General features: G+C 64.7%; 15 protein-coding genes. 10 read left to right on the plus strand and 5 right to left on the minus strand.

The window, feature by feature from the left end; translation table 11 throughout:
* Positions 1-34: 34 nt before the first annotated feature.
* Entirely contained in the window at positions 35-292 is a 258-nt protein-coding gene (locus tag IWX75_RS06940) for a metal-sensitive transcriptional regulator (RefSeq protein WP_196821515.1), read from the plus strand.
* A 91-nt stretch (positions 293-383) separates the two neighbouring features.
* Positions 384-800, plus strand: a complete 417-nt coding sequence (locus tag IWX75_RS06945) for a DUF302 domain-containing protein (RefSeq protein WP_196821516.1) — start codon at positions 384-386, stop codon at positions 798-800.
* A gap of 238 nt (positions 801-1,038) precedes the next feature.
* On the opposite strand, the gene IWX75_RS06950 is transcribed toward IWX75_RS06945, so the two are convergent.
* Positions 1,039-3,036, minus strand: coding sequence for a BCCT family transporter (locus IWX75_RS06950; protein ID WP_334684164.1), 1,998 nt, complete (start codon positions 3,034-3,036; stop codon positions 1,039-1,041).
* Positions 3,037-3,565: 529 nt separating this feature from the next.
* On the opposite strand from IWX75_RS06950, the gene IWX75_RS06955 reads away from it, so the two are divergent.
* Positions 3,566-4,261: a GntR family transcriptional regulator gene (locus tag IWX75_RS06955; RefSeq protein WP_196821790.1), complete on the plus strand. Its 696-nt coding sequence runs from the start codon at positions 3,566-3,568 to the stop codon at positions 4,259-4,261.
* A 242-nt stretch (positions 4,262-4,503) separates the two neighbouring features.
* Here IWX75_RS06955 and IWX75_RS06960 read toward each other — a convergent pair whose 3' ends face one another.
* The 4 genes from IWX75_RS06960 to purU form a co-directional block, all read right to left on the minus strand.
* Positions 4,504-5,379: a bifunctional 5,10-methylenetetrahydrofolate dehydrogenase/5,10-methenyltetrahydrofolate cyclohydrolase gene (locus IWX75_RS06960; protein WP_196821517.1), complete on the minus strand. Its 876-nt coding sequence runs from the start codon at positions 5,377-5,379 to the stop codon at positions 4,504-4,506.
* A complete protein-coding gene (locus IWX75_RS06965) occupies positions 5,376-6,002 on the minus strand; it encodes a cyclodeaminase/cyclohydrolase family protein (RefSeq protein ID WP_196821518.1) in 627 nt (208 codons plus the stop codon). The genes IWX75_RS06960 and IWX75_RS06965 overlap by 4 nt, the downstream gene beginning before the upstream one ends.
* Positions 6,003-6,123: 121 nt before the next feature.
* Positions 6,124-8,616, minus strand: coding sequence for a GcvT family protein (locus IWX75_RS06970; RefSeq protein ID WP_196821519.1), 2,493 nt, complete (start codon positions 8,614-8,616; stop codon positions 6,124-6,126).
* A 55-nt stretch (positions 8,617-8,671) separates the two neighbouring features.
* Positions 8,672-9,586 (minus strand): formyltetrahydrofolate deformylase, encoded by a 915-nt coding sequence (purU, locus tag IWX75_RS06975; RefSeq protein WP_196821520.1) that lies wholly within the window; start codon positions 9,584-9,586, stop codon positions 8,672-8,674.
* 122 nt (positions 9,587-9,708) lie between these two features.
* Between purU and IWX75_RS06980 the strand changes: the two genes are divergently transcribed.
* The 7 genes from IWX75_RS06980 to IWX75_RS07010 all read left to right on the plus strand — a co-directional run bounded on the left by IWX75_RS06980 (position 9,709) and on the right by IWX75_RS07010 (position 18,540).
* Complete coding sequence (locus tag IWX75_RS06980; RefSeq protein WP_196821521.1) at positions 9,709-10,389, plus strand: GntR family transcriptional regulator; 681 nt, start codon at positions 9,709-9,711, stop codon at positions 10,387-10,389.
* A gap of 208 nt (positions 10,390-10,597) precedes the next feature.
* On the plus strand, positions 10,598-11,896 hold the full coding sequence (gene glyA, locus IWX75_RS06985) for a serine hydroxymethyltransferase (protein ID WP_196821791.1): 1,299 nt from the start codon (positions 10,598-10,600) through the stop codon (positions 11,894-11,896).
* Positions 11,893-13,113 (plus strand): sarcosine oxidase subunit beta family protein, encoded by a 1,221-nt coding sequence (locus tag IWX75_RS06990; protein ID WP_442858952.1) that lies wholly within the window; start codon positions 11,893-11,895, stop codon positions 13,111-13,113. The genes glyA and IWX75_RS06990 overlap by 4 nt, the downstream gene beginning before the upstream one ends.
* Before the next feature lie 13 nt (positions 13,114-13,126).
* Positions 13,127-13,555 carry a sarcosine oxidase subunit delta gene (locus IWX75_RS06995; RefSeq protein WP_196821522.1) on the plus strand — a complete coding sequence of 143 codons (429 nt, stop codon included), beginning with the start codon at positions 13,127-13,129 and terminating at the stop codon, positions 13,553-13,555.
* Complete coding sequence (locus IWX75_RS07000; RefSeq protein WP_196821523.1) at positions 13,552-16,539, plus strand: 2Fe-2S iron-sulfur cluster-binding protein; 2,988 nt, start codon at positions 13,552-13,554, stop codon at positions 16,537-16,539. The genes IWX75_RS06995 and IWX75_RS07000 overlap by 4 nt, the downstream gene beginning before the upstream one ends.
* Positions 16,532-17,167 carry a sarcosine oxidase subunit gamma gene (locus tag IWX75_RS07005; RefSeq protein WP_196821524.1) on the plus strand — a complete coding sequence of 212 codons (636 nt, stop codon included), beginning with the start codon at positions 16,532-16,534 and terminating at the stop codon, positions 17,165-17,167. Before IWX75_RS07000 ends, IWX75_RS07005 begins: the two co-directional genes overlap by 8 nt.
* Complete coding sequence (locus IWX75_RS07010) at positions 17,167-18,540, plus strand: L-serine ammonia-lyase (RefSeq protein WP_196821525.1); 1,374 nt, start codon at positions 17,167-17,169, stop codon at positions 18,538-18,540. Before IWX75_RS07005 ends, IWX75_RS07010 begins: the two co-directional genes overlap by 1 nt.
* The last annotated feature ends 392 nt before the right edge of the window (positions 18,541-18,932 follow it).

Raw genomic sequence — 18,932 nt, forward strand, 5'->3', positions numbered from 1 at the left:
TTGAGGTAAGCAACCGCGACTCCTGGAGAACATCATGCAGCTGGACCCGACCGAACTGACGCCCGTTATCAACCGCCTCAAGCGTGCCCAAGGCCAGCTCGCCGCAGTCACCCGCATGCTCGAGGAAGGCAAGGACTGCAAGGACGTCGTCACCCAGCTCGCAGCAGTCTCCAAGGCACTCGATCGGGCCGGGTTCGCCATCATCGCCAGTGGCCTCGAGCAATGCATCGTTCGCGAGGACACCAGCCTCGACAAGAAAGAACTCGAAAAACTGTTCCTCACCCTCGCCTGACACGGTCTTGCCTGGCCGTGGCACAAACCCGGAACCGGCAGATAGTCCTAGCACCCGCCCTCATTGCACGACCTCAGCGAAGGAGCTCCCCATGACGTACACCCACTCCATCACCGTCCCCCAGTCCTGGGACGACGCAGTGCAGAACACTCGGGAAGCGCTCAGTGAGCAAGGCTCCGGGATCCTCACGGAAATCAACGTCCGTGCCACCTTCGAAACGAAACTCGGGACAGAAGCCGCGGACGCCGTTGGAGACTACATCATCCTCGGCGCCTGCAACCCGAGCCTTGCCAGCCGCGCCCTGGCCGCGGAACCATCCCTCGGTGCACTGCTTCCCTGCAACGTAGTCGTCCGACGCGGTCCCGACGAGCTCGAAACCACCATCGAATCCATCGACCCGCAGACCATGGTGCAACTCAGCTCGAACCCCGCCGTCCGGGAGGTGGCCGACGACGCAGACACCCGCCTGCACAATGCACTCGCGCGCCTCTCCAAGACACAGAAGTAGTCAACCCGAGCATCGATTCACCGAAACCATCGGAAGGGCCCTCGCCCGAAGACGAGGGCCCTTCCTGTCTCTGGAGCGGCTCATATTCCGTGCAGAGGAATCGAATCAGCCGCAGGGAGCAGTGCTCGTCTCCGGAACCATCCCTCCGAAGGTCGGTTACGACGCGCCGGTACGAGGAGGTACTCCTGGTCCATGACAGCACGCTCTGGCTCCGGCGCTTCAGCGCCAGAGCCGTCTGCTAATGACGGTGCGGTTCAGAAACCGGATCGCCGTCGGGGCCGCCATCTGCTCCCGGGTGTGCTTCGGTGCAGTCATGCCGTGTCACGAGATCGAATTGATCCCCGCCGTGTTGTTCCACGCCAGTGCGGATCGCCCGTTCGACCACGGATGTGGCCAGGCGCCGTCGTAGGGAGAGGGGATCGCGACGCAGGTCCTTGGTGAGGGCAAAGCAGAGCAACAACATGACGATGACGAACGGTAGCGCTGCCACGATGGTGATTCGTTGCAGGCCGGCCAAGGCCTCCGAAGGTTCGTCGCCGCCGGCCAGCAACATGACCGCCGCCACGGCGCCGGTGAGGCAGCCCCAGAAAATGACCACTCCGCGGCGGGGGTGTTCTGCGCCGTTGGAGCTGAGCGATCCCATCACGATGGAGGCCGCGTCGGCGCCAGTGATGAAGAAGATTCCGACCAGAACCATGGCCAGCACGATAACCGCTGCGGTAAGCCAGCCGGGCATGCCCAAATTCTTGACGAGGTCGAAGAGCGCTCCGTCGAAGTTGACGGACGGTGTCCCGTCGACCATCGTGACGAGGCCGGGGGTGTTGGCCTCGTCGGCTTCCTGCTGCACCTGGAAGGCGGCTCCGCCGAAGACGCTGAACCAGATCACGCTGACGACGCTTGGTACCAGCAGCACTCCGGTGACGAACTGGCGGATGGTGCGGCCGCGGCTGATACGGGCGATGAATAGGCCTACGAACGGCGTCCAGGAGACCCACCAGGCCCAGTAGAAGATAGTCCAGCTGGTCATCCAGCTACGGAGTGATTCGTCGCCGACCGCTTCGGTCCGGGACGACATCTCGGCCAGGTCGCGGGCGTAGTCGCCGACCGCGGAAGGGATCAGGTTGAGGATGAATATGGTGGGGCCCGCGAGAAAGACGATGAGCGCCAGGACGACGGCCAGGACCATGTTGATGTTCGAGAGCCACTGGATGCCGCGGCTGATGCCAGAGACGGCCGAAGCAACGAAGCACAAGGTCAGGACGGCGACGATCACCACGAGTACGGGGGTGCCGATTTCGCCGAACCAACCATTGGAGGTCATGCCGCTGCCGATCTGCAGGGCGCCCAGGCCCAATGATGCAGCGGTACCGAACAGGGTGGCGAAAATGGCCAGGATGTTGATGAATTTCCCGACCGGTCCTTCGACCCTCCTGATACCGAAGAGGGATGTGAAGGCGACGGAGACCAGTTGCCTGCGACCCAAGCGGTAGGTGCCGTAGGACATGGCGATGCCGACCACCGCGTACATGGCCCAGGGGTGCAGCGTCCAGTGGAAGATCGAAGTGGCCATGGCAGTCTGGATGGCTTCGGGGGTCCGTCCGTCCACCGTGCCGGGCGGGGGAGCGATGTAGTGGTAGAGCGGTTCGGCCACGCCGTAGAACATCAGCCCGATGCCCATGCCGGCGGCGAACATCATCGAAACCCAGGAGACGGTGCGGAATTCTGGTTTTTCTCCGTCCTTGCCCAGCGGGATGTCCCCGAACTTACCCAGGGCCAGCCACAGGACGAAGATCACGAAGAACGAGGCCAGGAGCATGAAGAGCCAGCCGGTATACTCCATGACCCAGTTCAGGGCACCAGTGGAGGTTACGGACAGGCTGTTCCGTCCCACGAAGCCCCAGACAACAAAGGCAATGGCAACGGCACCAGTGATCCCGAAGGTGATCTTGTCGAGGGTGAGCTTGTGGTTCCGCCGTTCCGAAACGGCTTGCTCAGTCTTGGCATGGCGTAATTCTTCGAGGATCTGCTTGTGCTCTTCGATGTCCGGCGACGCGGACGTCCCTCCGTGCTCCGGATCGAGAACAGCGGGGTTTGTGCCTACTTCCTCGGAGACACTGAAAACTGCATCGCTGTTCTCCGCACTTCCGTGTACTCCGCTAAGTGAAGTTTTTCCCGACGCGTTGTCGGCAGAAGATTTTTCTGGTGGGTGGAGTCTGAGGTCATTGTTGAAAGCCATGAGCGGATCCTTAGCTCGGCGAGGCATGGACTTGCGGGTGGATATGGCTTTCGGGTTCGATGTGGGCGGAAGGTTGAGGGCCTCGTCCGTTTCGATGACCACGATGTCGCCGTCGACGCCTTACGCGTCATGGGTGCGAACCAGCAGTTCGACCGGGGGCGTCCATCGCTCCGGTAGGGAGGTAGGGCTAGTATGTTTACTTCTCGTGGAAGATATATCAGTTAGACCTTATGGCCGTTGAAACGAGATGTCCATAGGTACGCGCGACCACATAGCGAGCCGAGCACCTCTGCGTCAACAGTGGACAGCCGCGTCTTCCTCCGGATGGTAGGGGCGATGGTCTTCTCGCCCTGCCATAGCGTCATCGCTCTCCTCTCCGGCCTACCGAAGTGCGCGGAGTGGCATCCACTGTGGGTAGGAGTGGACCATTGTGCATCCGCATGCTTTCATATTGATATATTAGTTGTTGCCAATTTGTCCGGGCGGGCCAGATCCCGTGTTCGCCCGCATACAGGGGGAAGTCGTGAAGATGGCAGGCGCTGGCGGATTACCGGTGGAGGGTGGAGGGTCGTTTCCGCCGTCGAGGCAGGACGATGAATCGTTTGCCGACTTCGCCTATCGAATCCTGTGCGATGAATTGATCGTTCTGGATATCAAACCGGGTGAGCCCCTCAACGATGAGGTGATTTCGAGGCGACTCGGGGTTGGCAGGACGCCGATTCGCGAAGCCATGAAGCGGCTGGAGAGCGATTATCTCGTGGTGGCCTACGCCCGGCGCGGAACGTTCGCCGCGGGCGTGGACATCAAGGATCTGGCTGAGATCTCCGAGATCCGCCAGCTCTTGGAGCCCGCAGCAGCTGCGCGCGCTGCGCGGCTTGCGTCGCCGCAGCTTCGGCAGGAGCTGAGGGACTTCGCCCGGGAAGTAGGGGAACTGCTACCGGGGATGCAGTCGCAGCAGGATCTCATGCGCCTGGACATGCGGGTCCATCGGAAGATCTATCGCGCAACGGGAAGCCGGCACCTCGAAGATGTCCTGACTCGATACGACAATCTGGCGACACGGATCTGGAGCCTGGTCCTGGAAAAGCTCCCGCCGGTGTCCGAGCATATTGCCCAGCACATTGAGTTGCTCGAATGCATCGCGGCCGGGGACTCAGAAGCTGCTGCACGGTTGACCATCCAGCACGTCACCGACTTCGAGAACCTGATTAGGGCTGCCCTGTAGCCGGGGTCAGGACTCGCTCAGCATCCGCTCATGCGGGAAAAGCGGCCCCAAGAACTCCAAGGATGGCAGCGGCCTTGGTATGGATCTCCGCCAGCTCATCGTCAGCGTCGGAGTCCGCACCGTGCAGAAGGAATTCAACACCTGCACGGGAGCGGACACGAAGGCCTCCCCTTCAGGCGTATGGCCGCCGTCGACGCCGACGATCACGGGTTCTCCAGGGTGGCAGGTATGTCCGCCGTGGATCACCCGGCAGCGCTTGGGGCCAAGGCATGCGATTGTTTCCGCGCGGCCTCGGTGGTGTGCAGGAGAAGCAGGGACGTGGTGACGGAGCCGACGCCGCCCGGAACCGGAGTCAGCGCCGCGGCGACGCCCCGCATGCTGGCCTCGTCGACATCACCCACAAGGGATCCGTCAGGGAGGACGTTGGTGCCGACGTCGATCACGACGGCCTCGGATGAGACATGGTCACCGTTCAGCAAGCCGGCCCGCCCGGCTGCGACGACCACGACGTCGGCGGTCTTGGTGTATCTCTCCAATGGACCAGACCTGGAGTGGCAGACCGTCACCGCGGCGTCGCGCTCCAGCAGCAGCAGGGACAGTGGTTTTCCCACGACGGCGGAACGGCCTATGACGACCACGTTCCGGCCCGGCAGTGGGATGTCGAAGTGGTCGAGGATCTCGATCACGGCGCGGGCAGTGGCAGGTGCGAACGAGGGACGGCCCACGGCCAGACGCCCCAGACTCAACGGGTTCGCGCCATCGATGTCCTTCTCCGGGTCGATGTGCCCGATCAGCTCATCGGCCCGAACGCCGGAAGGTAGAGGCGTCTGGAGGATGATGCCGTGAACGGAGGAATCATCGCTGAGGTCCTTCAGGACTGAGACCAGAACCTGTCCGGTAGCGTCCGGGCCGAGGTCGAGGACCCGGCAATTGATGCCGGCCCTTTCGGCGGCCCGTTCGATGGACCGGACATACCAGTGCGTGGAGCCGTCATCGGTGGCCACGACCACTGCGAGCGTGGGCCGTAGCCCTTCGGCTTCGAGGTCCCGGGCCTCTTGCCGGGCCTTTTGCTGGATGATCTTTGCCAGTGCTTTCCCGGAGAGGACTACGGTGCTCAACCGAGAATCCTTCCACGCACACGCGCCACGAGGTCATCTGCTGCCAGGATGACCTTTTCCTCGATGCCGTCGGTCTGGTCAGCCAACCGCGAACGGGCCGCGACGTCCTTGATGGCCACCACGTTGATGTCGATGTTCACCCGGGCGGTGGTGGCGGCTGCCCGGGCGGCGTCGGCGGCAGCAGCGATGTCGCTGATCACGTTGGCGTTCGCGACCTCGAAGAGTTCCGTGGCACGATCCACGACGGCGCCTGCCACCTCGACGAGCTGCGCAGGGGTTTGCGCGGCAAGGATGAGCGCGTCCTGGAGAGCTGCCTTCCGTGCGGCCTTGAGAGCTTCCGTCCCGGACGGAAGCTTGTACGAATCGATGACGCCCTGGAACGCCTGTTGGTCAGCGTCCGCCAAGTGCAGAGCCTCGACCACCAGTGCGTCCGCGGCGCTGATGATCCTCTGAACGGTTTCGGCGTGCTGCTCGTACTTGGCGCCGGTGGTGTACCGAGCAACCATGGCGACGAGTGCCGCTCCCTGTGCGGCGTGGAGGGCAGCGGCCGCACCGCCGCCGGGGGTTGGTTCGCGCGAGGCAAGACGGGCGAGGTACTCACTGACTGTTTCTGAACTGATCATGGATTTTCCTGCACTGAAGCTCGGGTCGACTGGGCGAGGGTATGGGAGGAGCCGAGCAGCGGCCCGGACTCTGGTTCGGGGTGAAAGTCCGGGCCGCTGCTCGGAAATGGCCGGCGGGTTGTCAGCCGCGGAGCCTGCTCATCGTGGGGTCGTACAGCGGATCTGCGGTGACCGTGGCCTGAATGCGCCGTCCGAAGTACTCGATCTCCACCGAGTCGCCCACGGAGACCGCAGCGGGGAGGTACGCGTAGGCAATCGGCCTGGCGATGGTGTAGCCGTACGCAGCGCTGGTGATGTAACCGACTGCCTGATCCTTGTAGAAGACCGGTTCCTTGCCCAGCACGACGCTGCGGCCGTCGTCGACCGTCAGGCACCGCAGGTGGCGCGTAGCATCTTCCTCGGTCCGGCCTTCCAAAGCGGCCTTTCCGACGAAGGATTCCTTGGTCATCTTCACGGCGAATCCGACGCCGGCTTCCAGAGGGTCGTGCTCGGTGGTCATGTCGGTGCCCCACGAACGGTAACCCTTCTCGAGACGCAGCGAGCCGAAAGCTGCCCGGCCCGCGGCGATGACGCCATGGGGCTGCCCGGCCTTCCACAGTGCATCCCAGAGCCGCTGGCCGTTGTCTGCACTCGTGTACAGTTCCCAGCCCAGCTCGCCGACGTAGGACAAGCGCATCGCGGTCACGGCTACGCCACCGACGACGGCCTTCTTGGCCCGGAAGTAGCGGAGACCATCATTGGAGAAGTCGTCGCTGCTCACGGTGCTGATGAGATCCCGTGCGAGGGGTCCCCACAGACCGATGCAGCACGTTCCGCCCGTCGTGTCGCGTACCTGCACCCAGTCACTTGCGGTTCCGGTTTCCGTCTGGTGGCGCGCGGCCCGCTCGAAGTAGGCGGTGTCGATGTTTCCGTTGGCTCCGAGCTGGAAAGTGTCCTCGCTCAGGCGGGCCACCGTGATGTCGCTCCGAATGCCACCGGCGGAATCGAGCACCAGGGTGTACGTGACCGCACCGGGCTTCTTGCTCAGGTCGCCTGTGGTGAGCTCCTGCAGAAGCTTCAGCGCTCCCGGACCGGAGACCTCGAGGCGCTTGAGCGGCGTCATGTCGTACATGGCCACTGCGGTACGGGTCTTCCATGCTTCGGCGGCCGCGATGGGGGAGTTGAACATGGCGGACCAGGCATCACGGGCCGGGGGCTGCCACTCGGCCGGCATTTCCTTCAGCAGTTCCGCGTTGGCTTCGAACCAGTAAGGGCGTTCCCAGCCGCCGGACTCGAGGAACAGTCCTCCCAGTGCCTTGTGGCGGGCGTAGAAGGGGCTGACGCGCAGGTTGCGGGGGGAGAGCTTGGGCTGCAGCGGGTGCAGGACATCGTAGATCTCCACGAAGTTCTGCTGGGACGTCTCGCTGACATACTCAGGGGTCAGCTGGACCTCCTCGAAGCGGTGGATATCGCATTCGCCGAGGTCGATCGAGGACTTGCCGGTGGTGAGGAGCTCGGCAACGGCGCGGGCGACGCCGGCCGAGTGTGTCACCCATACGGCTTCGGCGACGAAGAAGCCATCGAGCTCTTTTGACTCGCCCACCAGGGCACCGCCGTCGGGAGTGAAGGAGAAGATGCCGTTGAAGCCATCCTCGATCTCGCTTTCCCGCAATGCCGGGAGCAGCTGCTTGGTGTCCTCCCAGGACGGGAGGAAGTCCTCCAAAGTGAAGTCCAGACGGGACGGCATGTTGTGCTCGTTGATGCTGCTGGGGTCGTAGGAGCCCAGTTCCGCAAGGTCCACCGGCATGGGGCGGTGCGCGTAGGAGCCGATGCCGTAGCGGTCGCCGTGTTCGCGGTAGTAGAGGTCTCGATCCTGGTGACGCAGAATAGGCAGCGAAGCACCGTTGGGAAGTTCGTTGCGGCCACTGAGTGCCGGCACCGGAGTGGTGGTGACGTACTGGTGCGCGAGCGGCAGCAGCGGGATCGACATGCCGATCATTTCGCCGATCTTGGCCCCCCAGAAGCCTGCACAGGAAACCACGATGTCGGCGGGGATGACACCTTCGGACGTCTGGACGCCGGTCACGCGACGGCCGGACTGCTCGATGCCCGTGACCGTGGTGTTGCCCAGGTACGTGACGCCTGCGGCTTCCGTGCGCTTGATCAGCAGCTGGACTGCGCGAGCGGCACGTGCCAGGCCGTCAGTGGGGACGTGGAGTCCACCCAGGATGTCTTCGTCGTTCAGGAGCGGATAGAGCTCCTTGCACTCGGCGCGGGAGAGGATCTTGCCTTCGATTCCCCACGATGCGGCATAGCCGAGCTTCCGCTTCAGGTCAGCGAGGCGGGTCTCGGTGGTGGCGACCTCGAGGCCACCGACCTGGTTGAAGCAACTGACGCCATCCTCGGTCAGGGACAGGAGCTTTTCGACGGTGTATGTGGCGAAGGCAGCCATGGTCTTCGAAGGGTTTGTCTGGAAGACGAGACCCGGGGCGTGGGACGTGGAGCCCCCGGGCATGTTCAGCGGCCCCTGGTCCAGGACGGTGATGTTGTTCCAACCCCGGGCGACCAGTTCGTCGGCCAGGTTCGTACCGACGATTCCAGCTCCGATGATGACAATGCTTGGCGTCGATGCCATGTGATTTCTCCTGCTGATCTTCGTGTGTTGTCTCTACTGGTCTGGTGGTACGGAATTACCGGAACACGACGGTGCTGGTTCGATCCAGCAGCACACGGTGCTCGCAGTGCCAGCGTACGGCGCGGGACAGGGCCAGCGCTTCGGCGTCCTGGCCGACCGTTGAAAGAGCGGTCGGTCCGTAGCTGTGGTCGACCCGAATGACTTCCTGTTCGATGATCGGCCCCTCATCCAGTTCCGCAGTGACGTAGTGGGCGGTAGCGCCTACCAGCTTGACGCCACGATCGTAGGCCTGGTGGTAGGGGCGCGCGCCCTTGAATCCCGGGAGGAAGGAATGGTGGATGTTGATCGCCCGGCCTTCCAGGGCGCGGCAGAGGTCATCGGACAGTACTTGCATATACCGGGCGAGGACGACGAGGTCGATGTTGTGCTCGTCCACCAGTTCCAGCAGTCGCTGTTCGGCATCCGACTTGGCCTCGGGGGTCACCGGGAGGTAGATGAAGGGGAGGCCGGCGGCCTCGGCCATGGCCCGGTGGGTTTCATGGTTGGACACGATGAGGGCGATGTCGCCGCCGAGGCTTCCGCCGCGCCAACGGAAGAGCAGGTCGTTCAGGCAGTGGCCGAACTTGGAGACCATCACGAGGATGCGCTGCTTCGTCTGGTCATGGAAGCTGAATTTCATGTCGAAGCGGTCGGCGATGGAACGGAATTCTTCCTCGAGCCTGTCCGGGGTGTCGGCCGACGAGCCGGAGAAGGCGGTGCGCAGGTGCAGTGTCTGGCGGAGGCCGTCATCGAACTGCTGGTGCTCGTCGATGTTGAAGCCACGCTCGAAGAGGAAGGTGGTGACCGCCTGGACGATGCCTGCGCGTTCAACACACGACAGAGTGAGAACGAACTTCCGGGTCTGGTCTTCCACCCGGGCCTCCGTCTGAGGCCGCGTGCTGGTAGGTGAGTCCGTCGTGATCAGGGTCATGTCCCCTCCTGGAGATATACGCTAACTATTAATACTGATATATTAGGGTTGATGATCAGCGTATACTGGTCGATGAGAGAGGTCAATAGCCCTCCTGGCTTGAATCGAAAGGGGCCCACACTGTGGCCGTTGAAGCTTTGGGAACTGCTGATGATGCCGCAAGGAGGTCGTTGGCGGATGTAGCCTACGAAGCGATCCGGGACCGACTGGTGATGCTGGACATCAAGCCCGGTGATCTCCTCAATGACGACTTGCTCGCCCAGGACCTCGGCGTCGGGCGGACGCCGGTGCGTGAAGCCCTGAAGCGGCTGGAGCTCGATCGGCTCGTTGTCTCCTACCCGCGGAGGGGGACTTTTGCGACCCGCGTGGAGGTCACCGACCTTGCCTACATCTCCGAAATCCGCACCCAGCTCGAGCCTCTTGCCGCTTCCCGGGCTGCGCGGGTGGCTCCGGCGTCGGTGAGGGAGCAATTGCGGGAAGTGGTGCGCGCTGTCGAGTCCTTCGACTCGAACGCAGCATCCGTCGTCGAAACACTGCGGCTTGATGCCCGGGTGCACCAGGGCATCTACGCGGCCGCCGCCAATCCCCACCTTGAAGATGTGCTGATTCGCTATGACAACCTCGCTACACGGATCTGGTGCATGGTCCTGGATCGCCTTCCCGATCTGTCCCGCCACGTGGATGAGCACGTGGACCTGCTCCGTGCGATCATCGACGGAGACGAGGTCCGGGCCGCTCAGCTCGCGCGGATCCACGTCATCGGCTTTGAACAGGCTGTGCGCGGAGCTCTTTTCGCCGCCTGAACCCGACCTCCTCCACCGGGGGACTGAAGCGCGATTCTTCCGGGCTGCGCTTCGGTCGTTCCTGGTCCCCTTGTTCGCTCCCTGGCGCGTGATTCCCGCCTGCCAATCCGAGCGGAAAACCTGTTGACACTCCCGGGGATCAGAAGCATACTTGAGTCACAAAACTAATATATTACGAGGATATTAGGTAGCAGACTTAGGAGACATGATGGTCGACGTACTGACCCGCTCGCTGGCAGAGACCGACCCACTGGTCCACGCAGCCATACAGCAGGAATTGCTGCGCCAGCAGGACACCCTGGAAATGATCGCCTCCGAGAACTTCGCGCCGACTGCCGTCATGGAGGCCCAGGGATCTGTGCTGACCAACAAGTATGCCGAGGGCTACCCCGGCAAGCGATACTACGGCGGCTGCGAGCACGTCGATGTCGTGGAGCAGTTGGCCATCGACCGCCTCAAGTTCCTCTTCGGTTCCGAATTTGCCAACGTCCAGCCCCACTCCGGCGCCCAAGCCAATGCAGCGGCGATGTTCGCCCTCATCCAGCCCGGCGACACCCTCCTGGGTCTGAGTCTCGCGCACGGCGGCCATCTCACCCACGGCATGCGCATCAACTTCTCCGGCAAGCTCTACAAGATCGTCCCGTACGGGGTGCGTGAGGAAGACCTACTGATCGATATGGCCGAGGTCGAGCGCCTGGCAGTTGAGAACAAGCCGAAACTGATCGTCGCCGGCTGGTCCGCTTACTCCCGGCAGTTGGACTTCGCGGAGTTCCGCCGTATCGCGGACCTGGTAGGTGCCTACCTGATGGTGGACATGGCCCATTTCGCCGGCCTCGTGGCCGCAGGACTTCACCCCAACCCCGTGCCTCACGCCCACATCGTCACGAGCACCACCCACAAGACGCTCGGCGGCCCGCGTGGTGGTGTGATCCTCACCAATGACGCCGCTATCGCCAAGAAGGTCAACTCGGCGGTGTTCCCCGGGCAGCAGGGCGGTCCGCTGGAACACGTCATTGCCGCGAAGGCCGTTGCGTTCAAGCTCGCTGCAGAACCTTCCTTCCGGGAACGCCAGGAACGCACCCTGGAAGGCGCCCGCATCATCGCCCAGCGACTGCTCGCCGATGACGTCGCGGAGTCCGGGGTGACCGTCGTCACCGGTGGCACCGACGTACACCTGGTGCTGGTGGACCTGCGCAACTCGGACCTGAACGGCCAGCAGGGTGAGGATCGTCTGCACCGGATCGGCATCACGGTCAACCGGAACGCTGTGCCGTTCGACCCGCGTCCGCCCATGGTTTCCTCCGGTCTGCGCATCGGCACCCCGGCCTTGGCTACCCGTGGCTTCGGCAAGACTGAATTCACCGAGGTCGGGGACATCATCGCCGCCGCACTGAAGCGGGACTTCAGCGACGATACCGTGGCGGAACTCCGGCAGCGGGTCGAGAACCTGGCCGGCAAGTTTCCCCTCTACCCCAACCTCTCCTCCGATGCGACCGAGGTGGCATGATGGCCGATCTGCTTCCGGAGCACCCGGAATTCCTCTGGCACAACCCGGACCCCAAGAAGAGCTACGACGCCGTGATCGTCGGCGGTGGCGGGCACGGCCTCGCCACTGCCTACTTCCTGGCCAAGAACCATGGCATGACCAACATCGCGGTGCTGGAGAAGGGCTGGCTCGCCGGGGGGAACATGGCCCGGAACACCACCATCATCCGCTCCAATTACCTCTGGGATGAGAGTGCGGCGATCTACGAGCATGCCCTCAAACTCTGGGAGATCCTGCCCGAAGAACTCGAATACGATTTCCTGTTCAGCCAGCGCGGTGTGATGAACCTGGCCCACACCCTGGGGGACGTGCGTGAGAGCATGCGCCGGGTGGGCGCGAACAAGCTCAACGGAGTGGACGCCGAGTGGCTGGATCCGCAGCAGGTCAAGGAACTGTGCCCGATCCTCAACATCAGCGACAACATCCGTTACCCGGTGATGGGGGCCACGTACCAGCCGCGGGCGGGGATCGCCAAGCACGACCACGTGGCCTGGGCCTTCGCACGCAAATGCGACGAGCTGGGCGTGGACATCATCCAGAACTGCGAGGTCACCGGTTTCGTCAAGGACGGCAATCGGGTCACCGGTGTCAAGACCAATCGGGGCACCATCAACACCGAGAAGGTGGGCCTGTGCGCGGCCGGCCACAGCAGTGTGCTGGCCGAGATGGCCGGTTTCCGGCTGCCCATCCAGTCGCACCCGCTGCAGGCACTGGTGTCCGAGCTGCACGAGCCGGTCCATCCGACCGTGGTGATGTCCAACCACGTCCACGTCTACGTCTCCCAGGCCCACAAGGGTGAACTGGTGATGGGTGCGGGCGTCGACTCCTACAACGGTTACGGCCAGCGGGGTTCCTTCCACGTCATCGAGCATCAGATGGCAGCCGCCGTCGAGCTCTTCCCGATCTTCGCCCGGGCACACGTGCTGCGGACCTGGGGCGGGATCGTGGACACCACCCTGGATGCCTCCCCGATCGTGGGGACGACCCCGGTGGACAACATGTTCGTCAATTGCGGCTGGGGTACCGGCGGGTTCAAGGGCACCCCAGCCGCCGGACTCACCTTCGCGCACACCATCGCCACCGGCGCCCCCCACGCACTCAACAGGCCCTTCGCGCTGGAACGCTTCGAGACCGGTGCCCTGATCGACGAACACGGCGCAGCCGCCGTGGCGCACTAGAAGAGGACCGGACATGCTTTTGATTCCCTGCCCCCACTGCGGCCCGCGGGACGAGACCGAGTTCCACTACGGTGGCCAGGCCCATGTGCCCTACCCGGAGAATTCGGCCGAGCTGGATGACCGCCAGTGGGCGGAGTTCCTGTTCTACCGGGACAACACCAAGGGGGCGTTCGCCGAGCGGTGGCTGCACAGCACCGGGTGTCGCCAGTGGTTCAACATGCTCCGCGACACCGTCACCTACGAGATCCAGGCGGTCTACCAAATGGGCGCCCCCCGGCCGATGCCCGACCCGGCGGCACAGGCTGCACCGGATTCCGGCACCGCCAGCACCGCCCCGGACAGCACCACCACCGGGACCGCGGCTCCCAGCATCGCTGCAACCAGCATTGCCACCAGCACAGCACCCGCCAGCACTCCCGCCCCGGAAGGAGCAACAACGTGACTTCCCAGAACGCCCGCCTCGCCGTCGGCGGACGAATCGACCGCACCATCTCCTGGCGTTTCGCCGTGGACGGCGAGGAATTCGTTGGTCACCCGGGTGACACACTCGCCTCGGCGCTGCTCGCCAATGGGCGGATCGCCGCCGGCAACTCGCTGTACGAGGACCGGCCCCGAGGCATTCTTGCCGCCGGGGTGGAGGAACCGAACGCGTTGGTCCGGGTGGAACCGCGGTTCCCGGGTCATGTGGCCGAGTCGATGCTTCCGGCCACCACCGTCGCGCTCGTGGACGGACTGAAGGCGGAGTTCCTGAACGGCCTGGGCAGGCTGGACCCGGCGGAGGACCGGGCGGAGTACGACAAGAAGTACGTCCACACCGACGTCCTGGTGATCGGCGGTGGGCCCGCTGGCCTGGCCGCTGCCCGTGAAGCGGTCCGCGCCGGCGCCCGCGTGATGCTGATGGACGACCAGCCGGAACTGGGTGGATCGCTTCTGTCCGGTTCTACCGCTCCGGCGCTGGCCGAGACCATCGATGGTAAGCCGGCCCTGGACTGGGTGGCGGACGTCGAAGCCGAACTTATCTCCGGCGCCGAATGCACCGTCCTGAACCGCACCACGGCCTTCGGCGCCTACGATGCCAACTACGTCATCGCCGTCCAGAACCGCACCGACCACCTGTCCAGCCCCGCCGCCCCCGGCGTGTCCCGGCAACGAATCTGGCACGTCCGAGCCAGCCAGGTGGTCCTGGCCCCCGGCGCACACGAGCGTCCCCTGGTCTTCGAGAACAACGACCGCCCCGGGATCATGCTGGCCTCCGCGGTGCGCAGCTACCTCAATCGGTACGCCGTAGCAGCCGGGCAGCGCGTCGTCATCAGCACCACCAACGACAGCGCGTATGCCCTGGCAGCGGACCTACGTGCCGCCGGCGTCGAGGTCGCGGCCGTCGTCGACGCCCGGCCGCAGCTCACCGATGTCGCCGCCGCCGCCGTCGACGCCGGAACCCGGGTGCTGATCGGCAGTGCTGTGGCCGACACCGCCGCCGGAACCGACACCGCCGGAACCGACACCGCCGGAAGCGCAACAGCCGCCGGCGACGGCCGGCTGGAGAGCGTGACCGTCCGCGGCATCAACGACGACGGCGAACTCACCTCCGGCGTCGAGGAGATCCCCTGCGACCTGCTGGCCGTTTCCGGTGGGTGGAGCCCGCTGGTGCACCTCCACTCACAGCGGCAGGGCAAGCTGCGCTGGGACGAGGACCTGGCGGCGTTCGTGCCGAGCACCGTGGTCCCGAACCAGCAGACCATCGGCTCCGGTCGCGGCAGCTTCGAACTTGCGGTCGTCTTGGCCGAAGGCGTTTCCGCTGGAGCCGCAGCAGCGATCTCCGCCGGCTTTGCCTCCTCCGTCGAGCCCGCCCCGATCGGCGAGCCCGAGGCGTCCGCTCCGACCCGCCAGCTGTGGCTGGTTCCCGGACAGTCCGGCGGGCCGGCGGACTGGCACCACCACTACGTCGACTTCCAGCGTGACCAGTCCGTGGCCGATGTCCTTCGCTCCACCGGCGCTGGAATGCGGTCCGTCGAGCACATCAAGCGCTACACCTCCATCAGCACCGCCAATGATCAGGGCAAGACCTCCGGCGTGAATGCGATCGGCGTCATTGCCGCCGCTCTCCGGACTGCCGGTGAAGCCTCCCGCGGTATCGGCGACATCGGCACCACCACCTACCGGGCACCGTTCACGCCGGTCGCGTTCGCCGCCCTGGCAGGGCGCCAGCGCGGGGAACTGTTCGATCCTGCCCGCGTGACGTCGATCAACCCCTGGCACGTGGCTCAGGGAGCGCTGTTCGAAGACGTGGGGCAGTGGAAGCGCCCCTGGTACTACCCGCAGCCGGGCGAGGACATGGACGCCGCGGTGCTGCGTGAGTGCGCCGCGGTCCGCGGGTCCGTGGGTTTCATGGACGCCACGACTCTTGGGAAGATCGAGATCCGGGGCAAGGACGCCGGGGAATTCCTGAACCGTATCTACACCAATGCGTTCAAGAAACTTGCTCCCGGTTCAGCCCGTTACGGCGTGATGTGCATGGCGGACGGCATGATCTTCGACGACGGGGTGACCCTGCGCCTCGATGAGGACCGTTACTTTATGACCACCACCACCGGCGGGGCCGCTAAGGTGCTCGACTGGCTCGAGGAGTGGTTGCAGACCGAATGGCCGGACCTGGACGTGCACTGCACCTCCGTGACCGAGCAGTGGAGCACCATCGCCGTCGTCGGGCCGAAATCCCGTGCGGTGCTGGCAAAGGTGGCACCGGAGCTGGCCGCGAACGGCGGACTCGAGGCCGAGGCGTTCCCGTTCATGACCTTCCGGGAGACCACCCTGGCTTCCGGGGTTCGGGCGCGGATCTGCCGGATCTCGTTCTCAGGCGAGCTGGCCTACGAGATCAACGTCCCGTCCTGGTACGGGCCGAACACCTGGGAAGCCGTGGCGGCCGCGGGGGCTGAATTCGACATCACCCCGTACGGCACCGAGACCATGCATGTCCTGCGGGCCGAGAAGGGCTACCCGATCGTGGGCCAGGATACCGACGGCACCGTGACCCCGCAGGACGCCGGCATGGAATGGGTGGTGTCCAAGGCCAAGGACTTCATCGGCAAGCGCTCCTACGCCCGGGCCGACGCCCGGCGCGAGGACCGCAAGCACCTGGTCAGCGTGCTTCCCGTCGATGGCTCGTTCCGGCTGCCGGAAGGATCGCAGCTCGTGGAAAAGGGCATCCAGACGAGCCCCACCTCCGGCCCGGTCCCCATGGAGGGCTTCGTGACGTCGAGCTACCATAGTGCCGCGCTCGGCAGGTCCTTCGCGCTGGCCCTGATCAAGAATGGCCGCAACCGCATCGGCGAAACCCTCGTTGCCGCCGCCGGGAACCAGCTGGTCGACGTCGTCGTCGCCGAAACCGTACTCTTCGATCCCGAAGGAGCCCGCAAGGATGGCTAATACAGCAGCAATCGATGGCATCAATGGACTCCGGGACATTCGCCGCAGCCCCGCCTCCCACCTGGCCGCGGTCTTGGAAGCCGGCTCCATTCAGGGATCAGTGGTCCTCAACGAGATCCCGTTCCAGACTATGGCCGGGGTCCGCGTAGACCCCCGTTCCGAAGCAGGCTTCCGGATCGCCGCCGTGGTGGGAGGCCTGCCGGCCCGCAGCGGCGAGGTGGGTGGCGCCGACGGCGTCAGCGTCCTCTGGCTCGGACCGTCCGAGTTCCTGGTGGTGGCACCCGAGGAGGCCCACGACTCGCTGGGCGGGAACCTCATCTCATCCCTCACGGGCGCCCTGGGCTCCGCCCCGGGCCAGGTAGTGGACCTGTCCGCCAACCGCACCACCTTCGAACTCTCCGGTCCACGCGCCCGCGCTGCCCTTGAAAAGGGCTGCGCACTGGACCTGCACCCCCGCAGTTTTCCTCCGGGAACCGCCCTGAACACTGAGGTGGGCAACATCCCGGTGGTCCTTCAAAAGACCGGAGCCGAGAACTTCCGGCTCTACCCCCGGGCCTCGTTCGCCGACTTCCTGGGCCGGTGGCTCCTGGACGCCTTGAGGGAGTTCGCTTCCCCCGAGGTGCCCTGATGGCCCTCAGCGCCCTGGACCTCTTTTCCGTCGGCATCGGGCCGTCGTCCTCACACACGGTGGGCCCGATGCGGGCAGCGAAGCTGTTCGCTGATGGGCTCAAGGGCGACGGGCTCCTGAGCTCGACCGCCCGGGTCCAGGCCGAGTTGTTCGGATCCCTCGGAGCCACCGGCCGCGGCCACGGCTCCGACAAGGCGGTGGTGCTGGGACTGCAGGGCCTGGACCCGGAAACCGTGGACACCTCCATAGCCGACGATCAGGTGGCAGCCGCTGCGCTCGAGGCCGAACTCCTGATCGGCGGGGACCACCGGGTGGACTTCAATTGGGACGAGGACGTGGTACTCCACCGCCGCAAATCCCTCCCCACCCATCCCAACGGCATGACGTTCCGGGCCATGGACCGCATCGGCACCGTCCTCAGCGAGCGGAGCTTCTACTCCATCGGCGGCGGTTTCGTGGTCGACGGTGATGCTGACGCCGGTGACCGGGTTGTCGCTGATACCACCGTGCTGCCGTACCCCTTCACTACCGCCGACGAGCTCTTGAAAATCTGCCGGCGTGAGGGGATGAGAATCTCCGACGTGATGCTGGCCAACGAACTCGTGTGGCGCAGCGAAGCGGAACTCCGCGAGAAGCTGCTGGGACTCTGGGCCGTTATGCGCAAATGCGTGGACAATGGCTGCGCCGCGGAAGGAATCCTGCCCGGAGGGCTGAACGTGAGGCGGCGGGCGCCGTCGTTGTTCCAGACCCTGACGGCGGACACGGGCGTCACCGACCCCTTGCGGGCGATGGAATGGGTGAACCTCTTCGCCCTGGCCGTGAATGAGGAAAACGCCGCGGGCGGGCGCATCGTCACCGCCCCCACCAACGGCGCGGCGGGAATAGTGCCCGCTGTACTGCACTACTACGTCAAGTTCGTTCCGGGAGCCGACGACGACGGCGTGGTCCGCTTCCTGCTGGCCGCTGCCGCCGTCGGAATTCTGTTCAAGATCAACGCCTCCATCTCCGGTGCCGAAGTCGGCTGTCAGGGCGAAGTGGGGTCCGCCTGCTCCATGGCAGCCGCCGGCCTCTGCGAGGTGCTCGGCGGGACGCCCGAACAGGTGGAGAACGCCGCTGAAGTGGGGATCGAACATAACCTCGGGCTGACCTGCGACCCCGTCGGCGGCCTCGTGCAGATCCCCTGCATCGAACGCAACGCCATCGCCAGCGTGAAAGCCATCAACGCCGCGCGGTTGTCCCTGCACGGGGACGGCAGCCACAAGGTATCCCTCGACAAGGCGATCAAGACGATGAAGGAAACCGGCGCGGACATGAAGAGCAAATACAAGGAGACCTCCCGAGGCGGCCTCGCGGTCAACGTTATCGAGTGCTGAGCCGGTGACGAACCCGCGGACCCACGCCTGAACAGGTACCCCGACCATTTCCGCCCCTATCCGGGGAAATCATCGACGAACTGCTCCGGACGCCAACTTGTGGAGCGGTTTGAGGCGGCCGGCTACGGCTGATTTCCCCATGAATCGGTGAACTACTCACCTTCCTCATGTACGTCGGCGTTGTCGTCGGCTACCTCGCCGCCTTCCTGATGCTCACACTCACTCTGCCCAGCGGGCTTCCCCTGGGCATCACCTACGGTATCTGGGCAGCTGCAGGTGTCGCCCCCGACCGCCATCATCGCCAGATTCCTGTTCAAAGAACCCCTCACCTGGCTGATGTGCCTTGGAATCATCCTCATCGTCGGAGGCTGACGGCTCACTTGTGCCCCCAT

The sequence above is a fragment of the Arthrobacter sp. CAN_A6 genome (genome assembly GCF_015751715.1).
Taxonomy (GTDB): domain Bacteria; phylum Actinomycetota; class Actinomycetes; order Actinomycetales; family Micrococcaceae; genus Arthrobacter_D.

What these genes read in the sequence shown, in the direction of transcription:
- IWX75_RS06995 (WP_196821522.1), top strand. Translation starts at nt 13,127, where the DNA reads ATGCTTTTGATTCCCTGCCCCCACTGCGGCCCGCGGGACGAGACCGAG.
- IWX75_RS07010 (WP_196821525.1), top strand. Translation starts at nt 17,167, where the DNA reads ATGGCCCTCAGCGCCCTGGACCTCTTTTCCGTCGGCATCGGGCCGTCG.
- IWX75_RS06965 (WP_196821518.1), bottom strand. Translation starts at nt 6,002, where the DNA reads ATGATCAGTTCAGAAACAGTCAGTGAGTACCTCGCCCGTCTTGCCTCG.
- IWX75_RS06950 (WP_334684164.1), bottom strand. Translation starts at nt 3,036, where the DNA reads ATGGCTTTCAACAATGACCTCAGACTCCACCCACCAGAAAAATCTTCT.
- purU (WP_196821520.1), bottom strand. Translation starts at nt 9,586, where the DNA reads ATGACCCTGATCACGACGGACTCACCTACCAGCACGCGGCCTCAGACG.
- glyA (WP_196821791.1), top strand. Translation starts at nt 10,598, where the DNA reads ATGGTCGACGTACTGACCCGCTCGCTGGCAGAGACCGACCCACTGGTC.
- IWX75_RS06970 (WP_196821519.1), bottom strand. Translation starts at nt 8,616, where the DNA reads ATGGCATCGACGCCAAGCATTGTCATCATCGGAGCTGGAATCGTCGGT.
- IWX75_RS06955 (WP_196821790.1), top strand. Translation starts at nt 3,566, where the DNA reads ATGGCAGGCGCTGGCGGATTACCGGTGGAGGGTGGAGGGTCGTTTCCG.
- IWX75_RS06940 (WP_196821515.1), top strand. Translation starts at nt 35, where the DNA reads ATGCAGCTGGACCCGACCGAACTGACGCCCGTTATCAACCGCCTCAAG.
- IWX75_RS07005 (WP_196821524.1), top strand. Translation starts at nt 16,532, where the DNA reads ATGGCTAATACAGCAGCAATCGATGGCATCAATGGACTCCGGGACATT.
- IWX75_RS06990 (WP_442858952.1), top strand. Translation starts at nt 11,893, where the DNA reads ATGATGGCCGATCTGCTTCCGGAGCACCCGGAATTCCTCTGGCACAAC.
- IWX75_RS06945 (WP_196821516.1), top strand. Translation starts at nt 384, where the DNA reads ATGACGTACACCCACTCCATCACCGTCCCCCAGTCCTGGGACGACGCA.